This window comes from Phycisphaerae bacterium, from assembly GCA_024102815.1.
Classification (GTDB): domain Bacteria; phylum Planctomycetota; class Phycisphaerae; order UBA1845; family UBA1845; genus JAGFJJ01.
Window position 1 is genome coordinate 49,862 of sequence record JAGFJJ010000056.1, and the last position, 17,039, is coordinate 66,900.

The window sequence follows — 17,039 nt, forward strand, 5'->3', positions numbered from 1 at the left end:
TCCCGAGATTCGTAAACAAGGCGGATCAGGATGGCTACTTGTACGATGTACCCATCCTTCAGGCCAAGGGCTTGGTCGGCATGCACGCTCGTCTTACGATTGCGGCCTACGATGTTGACAGCGGAGTACGCAGTGACTGCTTCGGGTCGGAAGCCGACGAGGTCTGGTTCAACGGTCGCCGCTATGGCTACCTCAAGGGTGGAGACCACGCTTGGGCTGTAACCTCCTTCAACATTCCGGTCGATCGGGTGCGCTTTCCATCGGCGCCTGGCTTGAAGAACTACCCCTTCAACGAACTACTAATCAAGGTTGATGTGAAAAAGCAGTGCCGGTGCATGACCGTCGGCTGGTTTTCATTGGAGCTGCAGGCGGCGGCGCCCGTCGTGCTGCTGCACGGCGCGGGGCAAACGAATGCCTTCTGGCGCAAGAGCGTGATCACGTTTACGAAGGGTCTCGACGCGGAACGAATCCCATGGGACGCATCGAGCACGCACACTGATCCCAGTATAGCCGTCAGTGCGGTTCGTATCAACTCGAACCTTGAGAACATTATCCGGCCGCAATTCTTCACCAACGACTACGGAGTCAACGAGATACATCTCGTTGCCCACAGCAAGGGCGGCTTGGATGCGCTTCGTTACTTGGGGACCTTCTACCGCGACCAGATCGACCAGTCACCACACCCCTTCCGCGTGCTCACACTGACGACATTGGACAGCCCCCTGGGCGGCACGCCGGGAGCCAACGTGCTGGACACGTTCCGGGCCCACGCCGGACGAATTCGCAGCGTTGAGGGCTTCCCTAGTGATTTCTGGACCAACGTCCTCTTGCCGTTCCTCGATTCGATATTTGGCAACGGAATCGCGACCCTGACGACGGAGGGGCACGGAAATCCGCTGTCCCTTACCTCCCAGGACGGCCCGACGGCGCTTTCCGTCGTCAGAGATGCCATGAGAACCATCAAGAAGCTGGGGCCCAACCGGCCCAGGATCATTACGACCGCATCCGACCTGGACGTAAACGGCAACGGCAAACTGGATTGCAGTGAAACGCAGGGAATCGAGGCCTTTTTTCCAAACCCTCTGTGCATTCTCACCGGCGCGCTGGATGTCCTTTATCAGAACCTGCGCGATGTCGCCGACGCCCGTGCGGAGAGTAACACCTGCTGGGGTCTTTTGCCCTGCATCTTGATCACTGCTGTTCCCGCGGCACAGCCGCAGCTCAATGACATCCTGGTCACGATCGAAGGCGCCCGCGGCCCTGATTCCGTCCGCGCCGTGGCAACCCCCATTCCGAGCTACGTCGGTTCGAAGGGAAAAAACCACGCGAACATCGCCACCAAGACGGTAGCTGAAGAAGTCATCGCCCAACTCGGCACCCAGGACAAGCAGGTTGGGGGGATGCGCCCGCTTCCCCATGTCGTGCAGCCCCCCGCCCAATAATTTCGCGGGCGCAGGATTGAAAGGGATCAATATGATCCGTGCCTTCATCTTTGGATCCTTGATACTCGGCGCCGTCATGGGATGTAACTTGAATCCCGCCGGCGGGGAGAGCGACGTACCCTGCTTCGAGACGCCGGAATGGCGGGAGGGGGAACTCGCTTATTTTGCGTTGCGCTACGAGACTGAAGGAAGTGACGTCCTGCTTCTCACAGCCCAGACATTTGACAATCGCCGCGACGACTTTCAGGACGACGAGGTTGACTACATCCCGAATTTGGCCGTCTATCGCTTTGACCCGGCCGAGGGCACGGGCCGCCGGGTTGACGATTCCGTCTGGGACGACGCCACCGGACCGACACAGGAGTGTTGCACGTCCGTCCTGCCGCGGGAGCCGTTCGAGTTGTTCGGGACGCAGTTGTTTTTCGAGGGCCTGCTCGTGAGCGTTGCGGGAGGCAAGGCGCTCAAGACATCGGACGCCCCACAGAGCGAGGCACTGGCGGTGCTGTCGACCAACGGCCGGATCAGCAGGTTTTATCCATTGGGATCAGGACAGCATTATCACCAGATCTTCTCGCGCCTTGACGGAAGACCGTTGGGCCCGGCGCGCAGGCTTGCGATAGGCGGGTTGGAGAACGGCACAGCCGCGATGCAATGGACTACGGACGAAAGGTACGTCGTTTACGAGCAGGCGCTAGACGATCTGCTTGGGATTGGCCGAGTCTGCATCGTGCCAGTTACGGAGCAATTGCCGAGCAATACAGAAGGGAACTAGGCGATGAGTCGTGCATCTCGAAGACCGGTCGTGACCGCCACGTGCGTCCTTTGCGTCGCGCTTTCTTCGGCCCGTTCGCTAGCGCAGGATGATCGCGCGATCCCCTTGACCGACGCCCGGGTTGACGTTGCCCGGCTGACCTCGGGTGCTTCGTCGCAGCAGTCCACGTTCCTAATTGACGACGCGGAAACGGTGCGCATTCACGTCATCGGCACAATTCCGCTTGCCTCAGTTCAGATCCAGCTTCCGGGCGGCGGAACCGTGACGCCCGCCAACGCTGAAGCGACTTACGGCGGCAGCTACCGTGAGATCCAGATTACGGACCCCGATCCGGCCTGCGCTTCGATTCCCTTCCTGTGTATGCCCGGTTCGCACCATTTCTACGAGCTGCCGTCCCAGGGAACGGGCAACTACACCGTGACCTACGGGGCGGCCGACCCACTATGCCCGACCTGCGACGCGGCGGTCCTCATCGAAGTCGTAACCGACAGCCCCATACGGGTTGCGGTCACAGTGTTGCCGGCGAAGCTCAAAGCGGGATCGTCATTGACCATTGCCACCCTGGTTTTCGACGGAGACACGGCCGTACAGGGAGCGACCGTAACGGCTCACGTGAAGCCGTCAACTGGTGCAGCGTACACCGACGTACCGCTGCTTGACGACGGCAACTTTGCAGATGCCCAGGCCGGAGATGGTGTCTACAGCGCCACGTTCAGCACGCTGACGGCGCTGACGGACACATACGACGCCACCGTCGAAATATCCGGCACGAGCCGGGGCTTCCCGTTTCAACGCCAAACGGCAACACGATTCTATGCCTATGTACCGCCGGCGAAGTTCAGTTCGTCCCTCGGACTTTCAGACCAAGGCATCGATTCCGACACCCCCCCGAATGGTCTGTTCGACCGGTTCGAGATTTCCGCGAAAGTGGATGTTAGCGTGACCGGCGACTACTCGCTCGTTGCCTTTCTGGACACGCCGAACGATGGCGCACTTCTTGGTTTACTGCGACAGCACCTCACTGCAGGAATGGGCCGGACAATCAAGGCTGATGTATCCGCCGAAGATGTCTTGGAAAACGGCGAAGACGGTCCGTTCGAGATGACCGAGTTGCAGCTGGTGTACCACGATCCTCAACCGGAGGGCGAGCTTCCAACAACGGTTGATGAGCTTGCGTTCGACCCTGTCTACAACACCTCCTCGTACGCGGTAGTCAATTTCGACCGATCACCGTTGATCATTCATTTGGACGATGTCACGTCTCAGGCCGTTGACACCGATGGCCCGCCCGACGGCCTTTACAATGCGCTCACGTTCCAGATTCCGTTCGACTTCCTTTTGGAAGGCACGTATACGTCTTCAGCCGCCCTCATGGGCGCATGCGGATCAGACGTTTCCGCCGAGATTGCCCGGACCGAAGGCCAGTTTCAGGTCCAGGCGCCGTGGACGAACCCTGTCGTTGTCACCGTCGAGTTTGACGGCGCCCCTATCGGCGAGGCCGGAATCGACGGAATCTACGAGCTCAAGAATCTAGTAATCACGGGCCCTACCTCATTTCTGGGCTGGGACGTTGCACAGACTTCGACTTCCTACCTGGCCTCACAGTTTGAAGGTTGGGCCGGGCTGCCCGACTGCGATTCCAATCTTGTTTCTGATGTTTGCGATCTCGCGATCGATCCCAATCGAGACTGCGACAATGACGGCATGCTGGATGCCTGTGGCACCCCTGAAACCGGTGCTTGCTGCGACCTGGCGGATGGAACATGTACGGACGGAATATCCGCATGCCTTTGTCCCGGCAAATTCGAGGTCGGAGAATCGTGCGCTACAATCAGTCCTGCGTGCGATTCAGGCGCATGTTGCGTCAAGGACGGCCCCGAGTCGGACCACTGTGACCCACTCTTAACAACCGAGGCGCAATGCGCTGGAGAGCAGCAGCCTACCATCTTCGTGCTTGGCGGCGTCTGCGGTCAATCCGGCCTCTGCCCTTGGCCAACCTGTTACGATGCTACCGGCTGTTGCTTCGAAGAGAGGACGGGGGAGATAGGTTGCAATGACGTTTGGTGCTGTGATGCCGTGTGCAGATTTGATTCCTACTGTTGCAACGGCGAATGGGATGACGTATGCGTGGATGAGGCCGCTGATCTCTGCGGACAAAACTACAGTGATTGCAACGGAAATGGGCTCCCCGACGATACCTGTGACATCGCAGAGGGCAACAGTCAAGACTGCAATTCGAATGCCGTCCCGGACGAATGTGATATTGAATCCGGGCTATCAGCGGATTGCGATTACGACGCAATTCCCGACGAGTGCATGGCTCCGCTAACAGGGGCGTGCTGCGAGTCCGAATCCGGCCAATGCGTGAACGGCGTAAGCGAGTGCGACTGCCTTGGACGCTTTGCCCTGGGAACCTCCTGCGCAGCGCTTCAGCCCCCTTGCACGCATGCTTGTTGCCAGTCCGACGGCTCTTGCAGCGACGAAACGCTGGCGTCCTGTGCGGCGATCGGTGTTCTCGTACCGGGAAGCGCCTGCAATGACCCGGGAATGAGCTGCCCCACATGCCCGACCCATACCGGAGATTGCTGTCAGCCTCACGCATCTCCCTGCTGCGAGAACGCTAATTGCTCGACCGAGGTATGCATCTATGACAGTTTCTGCTGCGACGTGGTCTGGGACAGTACCTGCGCGCTCGAAGCCGGTATGGTCTGCGACGTGAGCTGCCCGGGACCCGTGGTTGATCCGCCGTTGATTATTACGACATATCCTCACGGTGCCCGGAAGCAGCGTTACGTTTCTTTTGCACCACAAGGATCGCACACGTACACAGCGTTCCAGATTCAGGATATTGGTTCTGGCGGGCCCTGGTATTACATCAGCACTCCGCGCACATCGCCTGCATCGATCGTCGGACAAGGCCTGACTTTCGTCGTTTCGGATACGACCCCTATCCTGTTTGACTGGAGTTCATTGCCGGCGATTCACGTCGGCGGCTGCATGATCGCACCTGGGGACGGTCTGGTCTGCGTTGGAGGACCGAACGATGGCCAGGCATGTACAGCGGATGTGTTTTGCCAGTCTCCGGCCGGAACATGCCGAGGCATCGGCCGAGACTACGAGGTCCGAGCGACGTCAGACGGCATCAACTTCTCCACGTCAATCGTTGTAACCACCGCCGCACGGCCAAACGCGTCGAACGGAAGATTCTGGGCAGATGTTGTCGGACCATTTAATTCGACACTTGATCCTGATACTGGCACGTCGCCAGCAACGCCAATTAACAAATGGCGTCCGCCTGACGGCGTCACGGGCGGGTTTGATATTTCTGCAGCGCTGCAGGTCGTTTCGTCAGTTCCGACCGCGCCACACTTCACATGGACGGATGTTAATCCCGAACTTACGGACCGGGTGACAATCAGTGCAGACGTGCTCCGCATTGTTAACGCATTTAATGTCGGTTCAGGAAAGGAATTCTATCCTTTCGCGTTTCCGCAGACGCCCACGACGATTCACGGGCCGACGCCTCCGTCGCCGGCTCTGTGCCCGGTGCCGCCGCTGATGGCGGCATTGAGCCCGTAGTCTCCTTGCGGAAATCGCCGAGATTTCCGCAACCGGTTTCCGCGCCATCCTCGGCTGGCTGGTTAACAGTCTTGACCGCTCTTGCGTTCCGTCTCCGAGCGCGAGAGCGCTTCGAAGAGGGTTGCGTTCGGGGAGGTCTCCACTTGGTAGCAAATCTCACGACCCACGAGTTAACGCGAGACCCCAGACGCGAGAGCGCCTGGGGTTGTTCGTTTTAACGCCAGGATTCGCAAGGGGTAACGGATGCGGTCGAGTCGCGCCGGCGGGCAAGAGAGCGCCGATTTGTGGCCGTGACCGGCCAGCCGTTCCTTTGGCGCGTCCTTTCGGCCCTCGCGCTCTCCATTTCTCTCGTTAGGAACCGACCGCCGAGTTTACAGCCCGCCACTGCCCCAAGAGGGGCAGCGCATCTGCGAGCCTCGCGGCCCACGTCGGGCTGTGCGGGTCCGGGACGGAGGCTGGCCGGATACAATTGACCGAGATACCCCATGAACGGAGCTCCGAAGCCCAGTTCCGCGGTTTCGTTTCAATGGCAACCACCGATTCGCCCAGGACGCTCGGCGACTTCATGAACATGAACCCCTGGGAGGAGGGCACAGGAGGCGTCGACGACATCGTAGCGGCTATCATGGGAGTAGATCGGGCACGGGCCGGCAGAGACTGTCGCGCCCCGGAAGTCATCTCGTCGTCGTAATCAGCGGTATCGTTCACCCGGCTTGATCCGTCGTCGCAACATGCCGCCGCTTCGGCTCCACCTTGCCGGCCAGCCCCGCTTTGCAGGATGGCCGCCCAAGAGCCGTCAGATTCATCGCAACAGGAATCACCAGGCCACATCGACCATCTGAAGGACAGGGTCGATGTTCGAACCGGGACGCAGCGCTTTCGAATTCACGCTTGGCCAGAATCGGTGTGAACGAGGCAACGAACTAGAATTCACTTGCAAACGTCTCAACGCATCTCTCATTCCCAGATCCAAGTAAGCCGGCGATTCATCGAAAAGTGCCGCCGTTTCACCGTTTTCGAGTTTCCCGCCGTGGCCACGTTGGCGAGCCGATGGCGGAATCGTACCAGATGCATACGATACTCGCATGGACGAAATCGAGCTCATTGCAGGTTGTCGTCGTGGTGACCGGGCAGCGCAGCGAGAAGTTTACGAGCGCCATGCGGACCGGGTCTACCGAGTGGCGCTGCGGCTTACCCGCGATGAGCAGGATGCATTCGACGTCGTCCAGGAAACTTTTGTTCGTGCATTCGAACGAATGGAAGGCTTCAATGAGCGTTCCCAGCTGGGTACGTGGCTGCACCGCATCGCGACGAACGAGGCCTTCCAGCTGTTTCGCCGGCGAGAGACGGAGCGGCGGCACCTTCGCGTGGCGGGTGAGCTGCACGACCATGCCACGCGGCCGAATGCCGAATCGGCGCAACAGGAAATCGACCATGCGCTGGAGCAGTTATCGGAGGAGCACCGCGCGATCCTGATTCTCCGTTACCAAGAGGGGTTCACCTACGAGGAACTCTCTGACGTGCTGGAAATCACGTCCGGCACGGTGGCGTCGCGGCTAAATCGAGCGCGCGAGGCGCTGCGAGAGCTTCTCAGAGAGGATCGTGGGGATTCGGAAGAATCCGCCAATAGCGAGCATCCAATACGGGGCGATCTGAGCCCTGAATTAGGCTCCCAGCGGTTGAAGGGATCATGAGTATTCGCTGCGAGGACATTCGAGGAGAACTGGGCGCATACATCGACGGCGAACTTCCGGACAGCCGGCGCATGCGCATGAAGAGCCACCTGGGTGAATGCATCGCATGTCGGCAGGAATTGGCCCAATTGGAAACTCTCGTTGTGCGCATCGGGAACGGACCGACTGTCTCGGCGCCTCGCGAGCTATGGACAGCCATCGAAACCCGACTGAACCGAGCACAGGCCGCGCGAACTCCTACTTTAACGAGACCGCATACTGCTTCCCCTTCCTGGGTCGACCGAGTCGCTCGACGACCGCTGACCGCCGCAGCGGTGCTGTTGCTTGCACTCGGAATCGGTTGGCTCGTAACGAACCCTTGGGGGGCGCCGGCGATGGCCGGTCAGATTGATTTCCGGCCGCTGTTGGAGCAGGCCAATGGCGACATCGGCGCCGGGATCCAGACCCTGATGCGGGCCTATGGTGGAGAGGCCATATCAGCCAGTGAAGCGAGTCGGCGCATGACGGTTCGTGTTGCGGCGCCACAGGAATTGCCGCACGGCTTGCAGCTCCAGGGCCGCTATATCCTGAATATGGGACAAAGCCACCGGGCACTGGCATTTCATTACACCGGGCCCGGGGGCAAGCATCTACTCCTGCTTCAATGCCCGCCCGATATCAAGAAGAACTACGGCGGCCGGGAATGCATGGCCTGCTCGATTGGTGACCACCGTGGTCATGGCGTGCAGGTCGGCAAACTGCATCTCATGCACATGGCCAGCAGTAATGTCTGCATCTGCGTCGTCAGTACATTGAGCGATTCCGACTTGGAGACAGCGCTCGGGGCAATCGCGATCAGCTTTTGAGGTTTCCGGTCGCGCTAACCGCGGCGCGATCACATGCTATTGCCGAGAAGCGTGAATAGGAATCCAATGAGCTGTGCGAAGAAGATGTAGAGCAGGTTTGCGAGAATCATCGGAACACTCCCGGTCAGGTTCCACGCGGACAGTCCAATTGCCGCTGGTCGAAATTCCTCAAGTCGCATCAGTTTGCCTCGGCCGCTGGCCGCAGTTCGCGCTGCAGACTGAACTGTTTGGCGACCAGGAAAATCACGGGATAGATCAGCAATTCCATCGTGAAGCTCGTCAGCAGCCCTCCGAACATGGGTGCGGCCATGCGCTTCATCACGTCTGATCCGGTCTCCGTTCCGATCATGATGGGAACCAGACCCAACATCGTGGTCATTACGGTCATCGTCTTGGGCCGAATGCGAAGGACGGCGCCTTCATGAATCGCCGTCTTGAGATCGGCGATCGAGCTCATGCGGCCCTCAGCCTTGAAGCGATCATAGCTGTTGTGCAAATAAAGCAGCATGACCATGCCAGTCTCGGCGTCGAGTCCGGCCAGGGCAATCAACCCCACCCAGACGGCCAATGACATGTTGTAGTCGGCCCAATACATGAACCACACTGCGCCAATTAGGCTGAAGGGAACCGCCAGCAGGACAACGCAAGTGTCGAACCAGCTGCCGTGCGAGAGGTAGAGAAGCATCACGATCACAATGAACACCGCGGGGACAGCGACCGCCAGCCGCTTGTTGGCCGCCTGGATGTATTCGTACTGACCTGACCAGATGAGGTTGTATCCGGGTGGAATCTCAACGCTTCGCGCCACGTGCTGCTTGGCACGCTCGACCCATCCGCCCACGTCCGTCGTCGTCAGGTCGACGTATATCCACGCCGTTTTTCGAGCGTTTTCGCTCTTGATCGCCGGAGGGCCCTTGTGGATCTCGATTTCGGCGAGTTGTGCGAGCGGAACCTGCGCCCCGGAAGGCGTGGGCACAAGCGCCCGGCGCAGGGCGGGAAGGTTGTCCCGCAGCTCCCGCTTGTACCGCAGATTCACCGGATAGCGTTCCAGTCCTTCCACCGTGGACGTAATGTTCATGCCACCCAGTGCCGTGAGAATGACATCCTGCACGTCCTGGACACGCAGTCCATATCGCGCGATTTCGTCCCGATCGATATTGAAATCCACGTAATTTCCGCCGACGGTTTTTTCCGGGTAGGCGCTCAGTGTGCCAGGCAGGGTCCGCACCTGTGCCGCTACGCGTTCGGCCAGGCCGCCCAGCGTGGCGAGGTCGTCCCCCATAATCTTGATGCCGACTGGCGTCTTGATGCCGGTGGACAGCATGTCGATGCGGGTCTTGATCGGCATTGTCCAGGCGTTGGTCAGGCCGGGGAAGGCAACGATGTCGTCGAGCCCATTCACGTGCGCGCCGTCCGAATCATCCCACCCGTAGCTGAGTTCATCGATGGTAATGGGCCGCTCCTCCGGCCAGAAGTAGGTTAATAGCGTGTAGTTCTTGACAACATCAGGGAGGAAGGCGAACCATCGATCGAAGTGACGCTTTCGCCATTTCTCACGGTCGGGCTCCAACATGATCGTTGTTTCAATCATCGACAGCGGCGCGGGATCGGTTGCCGTTTCCGCTCGCCCTATCTTGCCGAATACGTGATGCACTTCTGGAAACCAGGCAATCAGTGCATCGGTCTGCTGCAGCAACTCGCGCGCCTTGGTGATGCTGATGCCCGGGTCGGTCGTGGGCATGTACAGTAGGTCACCCTCGTCCAGCGGCGGCATGAACTCACTGCCGATCTGCTGACTGAGCTTGAGGAACGGCACATGGTCGCCGATCACCTGCCCGCCCCAGATGTACTTTTGCAGCGGCAGAATCGCGCTGCAAACCAGCAGCAACGCAATGAGCAACGTGAAGTACTTGCCTTTCATCGCCGCCCAGTAGAAGGGCTCGTAGGCCTTTTGCAGAAGGCGGCTGATCGGGTTTGTCTGTTCGTTGGGGATGCGACCGCGTATGAAGTACACCATCAGGACCGGGATCACGGTCACCGCCAGAATGGCCGCCGCTCCCATCGCGAAAGTCTTCGTGTAGGCGAGGGGCTTGAAAAGCCGGCCGCTTTGCTCTCCGAGCACGAAGATCGGCAGGAAGCTCACAGTAATGATGAGCAGGCTGAAAAACAGCGTCGGACCTACTTCTTTCGCAGATGCAATGATGATTTCGTCATGGGGCTTTTTCCCCTTGTCACGTTCGTAGTGCTTGTGGGCGTTCTCGACCATCACGATCGAGCTGTCGACCATCGCACCTATAGCGATCGCGATCCCCCCGAGGCTCATGATGTTTGCATTGATGCCCATAGCGTGCATGACGATCAGACTGGCGAGCACGGCCGTAGGTAGCACAAAGATGGCGACGAGGCTGCTTCTCAGGTGCAGAAGGAATATCGCGCACACGATGGCGACGACAATCATCTCCTCGATCAACTTGCTTCTCAGCGTGTCCACGGCGCGCTCGATCAGCGCCGAGCGGTCGTACTCCGTGACCACGTCAACGCCCGGGGGTAGCCCGGCCCGTAACTGGTCGATGCGCTCCTTCGTGTCGCGAATGACTTGCAAGGCGTTTTCGCCGAAGCGCATCACGACAATGCCACCGACGACTTCTCCCTCGCCGTTGGCCTCAGCCAGTCCGCGCCGTAGCTCCGGACCGAGGCGGACGTCTGCAATGTCACGCAAGTACACGGGCGTCCCTTCGGGATTGACCCGTATGACGATCTTCTGCAAATCGCGGAGGCCCCGCTCGGCCCGTACGCGTCGGATCGGCACTCCTTCCTCCCGAGCGGCCGCCACATCCGCGGGCGACAACTGGGCAAGATACCCTCGTCCACGGACCATGTACTCGGTTTCGGACATTTCCAGCACGCGCCCACCGACGTCGCTGTTGGACTGCTGGATCGCCATCTTCACGTGGCTGAGCGGAATGTCGTACGCGAGCAGCTCATCCGGATCGATGACGACCTGGTACTGCCGCACAAAACCACCGACCGGTGCGACCTCCGCGACGCCCTCAACAGCCGTTAGCTCGAAGCGCAGGTACCAGTCCTGGATGCTGCGCAGTTCGGATAGGTCGTATTCAGCCAAGACCAGTTCGTGGTCGGAGTCCCACGGGCACTGGCCCGGCTTGTCAAAGATGCGGACGCGCTCCAGGCGAGCGCGAATCTCTTCCGGGGCGTCGCCCTTGTTGGCGTACCAGCGGCGACCAGAAGGCGCGATATGCTCGCGCTCCGCTGCTGCGGACTGATCGACCGGTACATCAGAGGCATGTTCGTATGGCGCGCCCGGGTCGTAGTACATACCCTCGGGATACCCGGGGCAGTAATAGCCGTTGCGGACCGAGTACTCGTAAACCCATCCCACGCCGGTCGCATCCGGCCCGAGCTGCGGTGTGACTCCCTTCGGCAGGCGACCAGCCACGTAATTCAAGTATTCGAGCACTCGGGATCGCGCCCAATACAGATCGGTGCCATCCTCGAAAATGATGTACACCATCGAGAATCCAAAGAACGAGTATCCACGCACGACCTTGGCATACGGCACGGCCAGCATGGAAGTCGTGAGCGGATAAGTGACCTGGTCCTCGACGACCTGCGGCGCTTGGCCCGCGTATTCGGTAAAGATGATAACCTGAACGTCCGACAGGTCCGGAATGGCGTCCAGACGGATGTTGTATATCGTCCAGATGCCTCCGGCGACGACGAAGCCCGTTAGAATCAACACGAGCAGTCGGTTGCGGGCGCAGAATTCAATGAGCTTCGCGATCATATTGGGGAACTGCTCGGCGGCGCTCCCAGCACTATTCCGTGCTGACGAGCTCGCCGCATTTGAGCATCTCGAAACCGTAGTACGGGTTCTTCATGTCCGCCGACGCTTGAAGCCAGTCGCCCTTGGACATCGGACAGTGAAAGATGTAGATCTTGCCGTACTTGTCGCGACTGGGCCGTGCTTCCGCAACCATTTCGCGTAGCGCCGCACTGAGATCGACGAAGGCCACGCGACTGGCCGCGAGGTCCTCAGCGTGAATCCTCACCGTGGCCTCCCGCAACCTCTTCAACGCCGCGCGGAATTCCGACGACAGCTTCACCGTCGACTCATCCAGCAGCCTTTCCAGCCCGTCCGCCGCGGCGATCAGGCCCTGCGCCTGCTGTGCTGCCTCCGTCGTCCGGTCGGCTGCGAATCGTTGCTGCAGTTCCAGGTAGTGCTCCATGAGGTGGTTCATCTGTACTTGAACGGCTTCGGGTGCCGTTTTCGGTTGTGGGAGATCCTTGGCCGCAACGAGTTGCATACCGCAAATGCCGCAGCGGCCCGGTTTACCGGCCGTCTCCCGTGGGTGCATTGGGCACACGTAGTCGCCGGCTGGCTGCGCGGTCGGGGCGTGCTTCATCTTGCGAGCCCATTCTACGTCGGCAATCGGCTTGATCCGCATGCCGCATGTCGGGCACTCGCCTGGCTCAGCAGCAAAGTAATGGCATTCCTCCATGGGACACACGTACTGCGCGTCGGCAGGAATGCCCGGGGCGGGCTGTTTGGTGGCCCCTCCGATTGATTCCAGCTCCCGCGCACAGATCATGCAGTGCCCCGGCTGGTCGCTGTGGACCAGCGGGTGCAGCGGGCAACGGAACGCCGCGAGATCAGCCAATTCAGGCTTGGGCGGTGCATTCCGCGCCCCCATCTCTTCGGAAAGCCAGACACCTCGGAAGGGGACGAGCTTGCGCCCATCCTTCGGGCAGGTCCCTGCATGCAGATGAATGACAGAGGCATGCACGGGATTCGGGCAGGTGTACATGGCCCTGAACGGCTCGAGCGGCCTTTCACAGCGGGGGCATTCGCCCTCGATTCTGGAAAAGACTTGCTGATGGTAGGGGCAGGTGTACGCGACTTCGGCGCCTTCCGCGGCACGTCGTGCTCGCGCCCAATCAAGCTCGTCGAGGGGCTCGAGCTTCATCCCACACCACGGGCAATCGCCCCGATTTTCGGCGAAGTAAGCGCCCTGTTCTCTCGGATCCCCCTGATCCGGATGCGTTTCCATTGGGCAAGCGAATTTCGCCCCTACGGGGCTTCCTCCGCCGTCGCCAGCAGGATCCTCGGCCCAGGTGCTCACGCTGATCAAAAGCAGCGCCGCGATTGCGGTCCATTGTACAAATCGCATGTCGAGCCTCAGTCGCCTTTCATCGATGCGTCAGCCGGTGTCAACGTATCCGGATTCATAATCTGCAGTCCAGCAGCCTGTTCGGGCGTCGTCTCGTGTGTTCCGTGGTCCATCGGCGACGACGACGGCAGTTCTGCCGCATTGTCTTGCATAGGTGCTTGCTTTGCGGAGAGCATCTTCTCAATGGCTTCCTTCAGCTTGCTCTCGGCGTCCAGCAGGAATTGACCACTGACGACGACGCGGTCACCGGGCTCCAGGCCCTGGCGCACTTCGACCATACCGTCTTCGGCTTCTACTCCAACTCCAATGTCGCGTGGCTGGAACTTGCCGCCCGGAAGCGCCAGGAAGGCCACTTGACGAATGCCTGAGTCGATGTACGCCTCCCGTGGCACGAGTACGGCCTCTCTGCCAATCTGACTCTTCAGCGTGACGGTGGCGTACATGCCGGGCTTGAGTGCCAGTTCGGGATTGGGGAACTCCAGCCGCACGTGAACGACACGGGTCTTTTCCTCAAGGTACGGATAGATATAAACCGCTTCGCCCTCGTAGAAGCGTCCGGGCAGATAAGGCAGCGTCATCGTCGCCGGTTGGCCGATGCGCACCCATGGAAGCTGGTATTCGTACACGTCCACGTAGACCCAGACGGTCGACAGGTCCGCCAGCGTGTACAATCGCATGCCGGGCTTGACGTACATCCCTTCGAGCGCCATTTTTTCTGTCACAATCCCGCTCGCCGGGGAGTTGATGGTCAACGTCTTGCGGATCTCCCGCGTGCGTCGTAGTTCGTCAATCTGGGCGTCGGATATGTCAAAATACTTGAGCTGCACCTCGGCCGCTTCGACCAGCCGCTCAGCCTGCTCCCGCGCCTCAGGCATCGTACTCTCGGAGAGTCGCTCCACACCGCGCAGGGCCGCCAGGTACTCTTCCTGCGCCGAATAGAGCTTCGGCGAATACACTTCAAAGAGCGCATCGCCCCGGTTGACCTGCATCCCGGTCTCGTCGACGTGAAGGCGCTCAATCCAGCCCTCGAACTTCGTATCAATGAACGTTACGCCTTCTTCGTCGTAATCGACGCGGCCGACGGTTCTAATCGTCTTGACCAGTGGACCGCGACGGACCAACGTTGTGCGAATGCCCATGTTTTGGATTGTGGCCGGATCAATGGTGATCTGCGGACCGGCAACCGATTCTTCGGCGTATACGGGCACCAGGTCCATGCCCATCGGGCTCTTTCCCGGTTTATCCGAAATGTAGCTGGGGTCCATTGGGGCGCGCCAGTACAGTATTTTCCGTTCCTGCGGCCCGGCGGCTGCGCTGGTGCCCTCTGCGCCGATCGCCTGCTTCAGGGGCGTGAGCTTCATATGGCAGATCGGGCATTCGCCGGGACCCTTCTGGATCACGTTGGGGTGCATGCCGCACGTGTAGAGCTGCTGCTCGTCGCCCGTCGTTGGGGTCAAAGCACCGTTACCCACGGCGCCGGCTTGACGTGCGATCCAGAACCCGCCCCCGCCCCCCGCGATCAACGCCCCGGTGACGATGAGTACGGTAACCCAAATGCGGGCCGGTCGTACGAACGGCGTGTGTCTTCCCTTCACCCGTCTCATCTTTCTGGTCCCACTTCGCCAAGGCTCAAGCCCACCGCTTGCTCCAGATCAGCAACGCCCTGTTCCAATTGGCCCAGTGCGCGGTGATACTGGATCGTGAACGTCAGCCACTTCTGCCAGTTGTCGATCACAAAGAGAAAGCTCGTCGTGCCCGCCGTATAGCTCGCCCGGCTGACTTCGTACGCCTGCTGGGCTTGAGGAATGATTGTGTCACGAAACAACAGGGCCAGCTCGCGCTGTGCCCGGATCCGCGCGAGCGCGTCTTCGATGTTGTAAAATACGCTGTTCCGCTCAGATGCGTATTGATGCTGTGATGCGAGCATGCGACGCCGGGCTTCTTCAATCCCGCCACGAATCCGTTCGGCCCAGATTGGGATGTTGAATCCGAACGTGATCGCCCAGTTGTCGCTTCCGGATTCGCTCATGCGGTTGACAGGGGCCGGTACGCCGGTCATCGGATTGGGCGGGGGCCGGAATGCCGTGCGGCCCTCCATGTAAATCCATTCCAGACCGACCGTGAAATCCGGCCACCACTGCAACTTGGCAAGCTTGGTTGCTTCGCGATCACGCTCGATCTGCTGACGAAGTCGATCTAGGTCGGGGTTCGCATTCCCTGCGAGGACGAGCAAATGATCGACCGTCGGCTCAATGCTGCGTAACTCGAATAAGCCCACAGGCGGGATCGACGTCTGTGGTCGACGATTTAGCAGCCGGTTCATCCGTGCGACGGCAGTCTCACGTTCCTGTTGCAGCTCGATGATCTTGCCTTCGAGATTTGACAACTCGACCTGGGCCCGAAGTACGTCCTCCTGGCCGCGCTTCCCTACTTCGGACTGAGATCGCGCGACGTCAATCAATCCACGCAACAGATCCTGATTCGTCCGGTCGACTTCGATCGTCTGATCGATGATGTAGATCCGGTAATAGGTACGCTTGACGTCACCGATGACGCGAAGCCGCGTAGCCTGCAGTACTTCCAGCGCCATTCGAGCTTCTTGAAGCGCGACGCGGCCGGCATGTTCGAGCTTTCCTGGCACGATCAGTTTCTGCCGAATTCCGAGGACGAACGGATTATCGCCTTCGGCCGTGCGGATTGGCTCAGGCAGCACCTTCATGGCGAGCACGGGATCGGGGAGAGCGGTCGACTGGGGAACGCGCGCGGCGCTTGATCGAGCCATCTCTTCAGCCGCCTTGATGTCCGGATTCTCGCGAAGCGCAACGACAATGTAATCGCGCAGCGAAACGGGCGAATGTGACTCGGCCGTTGTCCTGCCTGGAGTCGGTTGCGTGCTCGGAGCTGCCGTCGTGGTCACCCAATCCGCCTGCCCGTATTTGTCAGCATCTTCTGAGATCTGATCGCCGTATCGCTGCAGCACGTCGTCCACCGTGACACGGGCCTCGTGGTTCAGTGCGCAACCTGTCCACAGTAGGATGCCAAGAGCAAGGATCATTGCCGGCAGAAGGCGTAAACGGGACGGCAGCGACGTCATCGGCACCCTCGGGATCGGTTGCACATCAGCCATTGGACGCGCAGTCTACGCGGTTTCTTCCGGACACGGAGGTTATCGTTCTGCCACCCAATCCGGGCGCGGTGTGACGGCGACAAGTCGACTCAGTTCCCTGGTTCGGCAATCGCAGATGTGGCGCATTGATCGCAACGATACCCGGGAAGAACGACGAAGCGCGCTGTTATCGCTGGGACGATCATGCCCTCGGAAGCCCATAACCCGGCCTCCGAGACTTCGTGCTTGAGGGGAAGATTCTTGACCCAGGACGCATCGAAGCCCAGAAGCGTATTTGTTGCCCGGGCCATCTACAGGAGATTATGCATGCAGGCGCGAATCATCACGCTGACGCTCGTGATTATTACAACGGCAACAATGGCGGGATGTGTACCTGGACCGGGCGCAACTG

At 59.9% G+C, this 17,039-nt stretch carries 10 protein-coding genes and 1 pseudogene; 5 read left to right on the top strand and 6 right to left on the bottom strand.

The window, feature by feature from the left end:
* Nucleotides 1–38 precede the first annotated feature (38 nt).
* The 5 genes from J5J06_13915 (at nucleotide 39) to J5J06_13935 (ending at nucleotide 8,332) form a co-directional block, all read left to right on the top strand.
* Nucleotides 39–1,442, top strand: coding sequence for a hypothetical protein (locus tag J5J06_13915; protein MCO6438186.1), 1,404 nt, complete (start codon nucleotides 39–41; stop codon nucleotides 1,440–1,442).
* Between the two features lie 88 nt (nucleotides 1,443–1,530).
* Nucleotides 1,531–2,214, top strand: coding sequence for a hypothetical protein (locus J5J06_13920; protein MCO6438187.1), 684 nt, complete (start codon nucleotides 1,531–1,533; stop codon nucleotides 2,212–2,214).
* A 3-nt stretch (nucleotides 2,215–2,217) separates the two neighbouring features.
* Nucleotides 2,218–5,793, top strand: coding sequence for a hypothetical protein (locus tag J5J06_13925; GenBank protein ID MCO6438188.1), 3,576 nt, complete (start codon nucleotides 2,218–2,220; stop codon nucleotides 5,791–5,793).
* Between the two features lie 1,085 nt (nucleotides 5,794–6,878).
* Nucleotides 6,879–7,487 (top strand): sigma-70 family RNA polymerase sigma factor, encoded by a 609-nt coding sequence (locus tag J5J06_13930; protein ID MCO6438189.1) that lies wholly within the window; start codon nucleotides 6,879–6,881, stop codon nucleotides 7,485–7,487.
* Entirely contained in the window at nucleotides 7,484–8,332 is an 849-nt protein-coding gene (locus J5J06_13935) for a zf-HC2 domain-containing protein (GenBank protein MCO6438190.1), read from the top strand. Before J5J06_13930 ends, J5J06_13935 begins: the two co-directional genes overlap by 4 nt.
* 29 nt (nucleotides 8,333–8,361) lie before the next feature.
* Here J5J06_13935 and J5J06_13940 read toward each other — a convergent pair whose 3' ends face one another.
* From J5J06_13940 to J5J06_13965, 6 genes and pseudogenes are all read right to left on the bottom strand, one after another.
* Complete coding sequence (locus tag J5J06_13940) at nucleotides 8,362–8,511, bottom strand: hypothetical protein (protein ID MCO6438191.1); 150 nt, start codon at nucleotides 8,509–8,511, stop codon at nucleotides 8,362–8,364.
* Nucleotides 8,511–11,669 (bottom strand): efflux RND transporter permease subunit, encoded by a 3,159-nt coding sequence (locus J5J06_13945; GenBank protein MCO6438192.1) that lies wholly within the window; start codon nucleotides 11,667–11,669, stop codon nucleotides 8,511–8,513. Before J5J06_13945 ends, J5J06_13940 begins: the two co-directional genes overlap by 1 nt.
* A gap of 21 nt (nucleotides 11,670–11,690) precedes the next feature.
* A pseudogene (locus J5J06_13950) lies at nucleotides 11,691–12,137 on the bottom strand (efflux RND transporter permease subunit).
* Nucleotides 12,138–12,168: 31 nt separating this feature from the next.
* Nucleotides 12,169–13,521 carry a DUF3347 domain-containing protein gene (locus J5J06_13955; protein MCO6438193.1) on the bottom strand — a complete coding sequence of 451 codons (1,353 nt, stop codon included), beginning with the start codon at nucleotides 13,519–13,521 and terminating at the stop codon, nucleotides 12,169–12,171.
* A gap of 8 nt (nucleotides 13,522–13,529) precedes the next feature.
* Nucleotides 13,530–15,125 (bottom strand): efflux RND transporter periplasmic adaptor subunit, encoded by a 1,596-nt coding sequence (locus J5J06_13960; GenBank protein ID MCO6438194.1) that lies wholly within the window; start codon nucleotides 15,123–15,125, stop codon nucleotides 13,530–13,532.
* Entirely contained in the window at nucleotides 15,122–16,615 is a 1,494-nt protein-coding gene (locus tag J5J06_13965) for a TolC family protein (protein MCO6438195.1), read from the bottom strand. Before J5J06_13965 ends, J5J06_13960 begins: the two co-directional genes overlap by 4 nt.
* Nucleotides 16,616–17,039 lie beyond the last annotated feature (424 nt).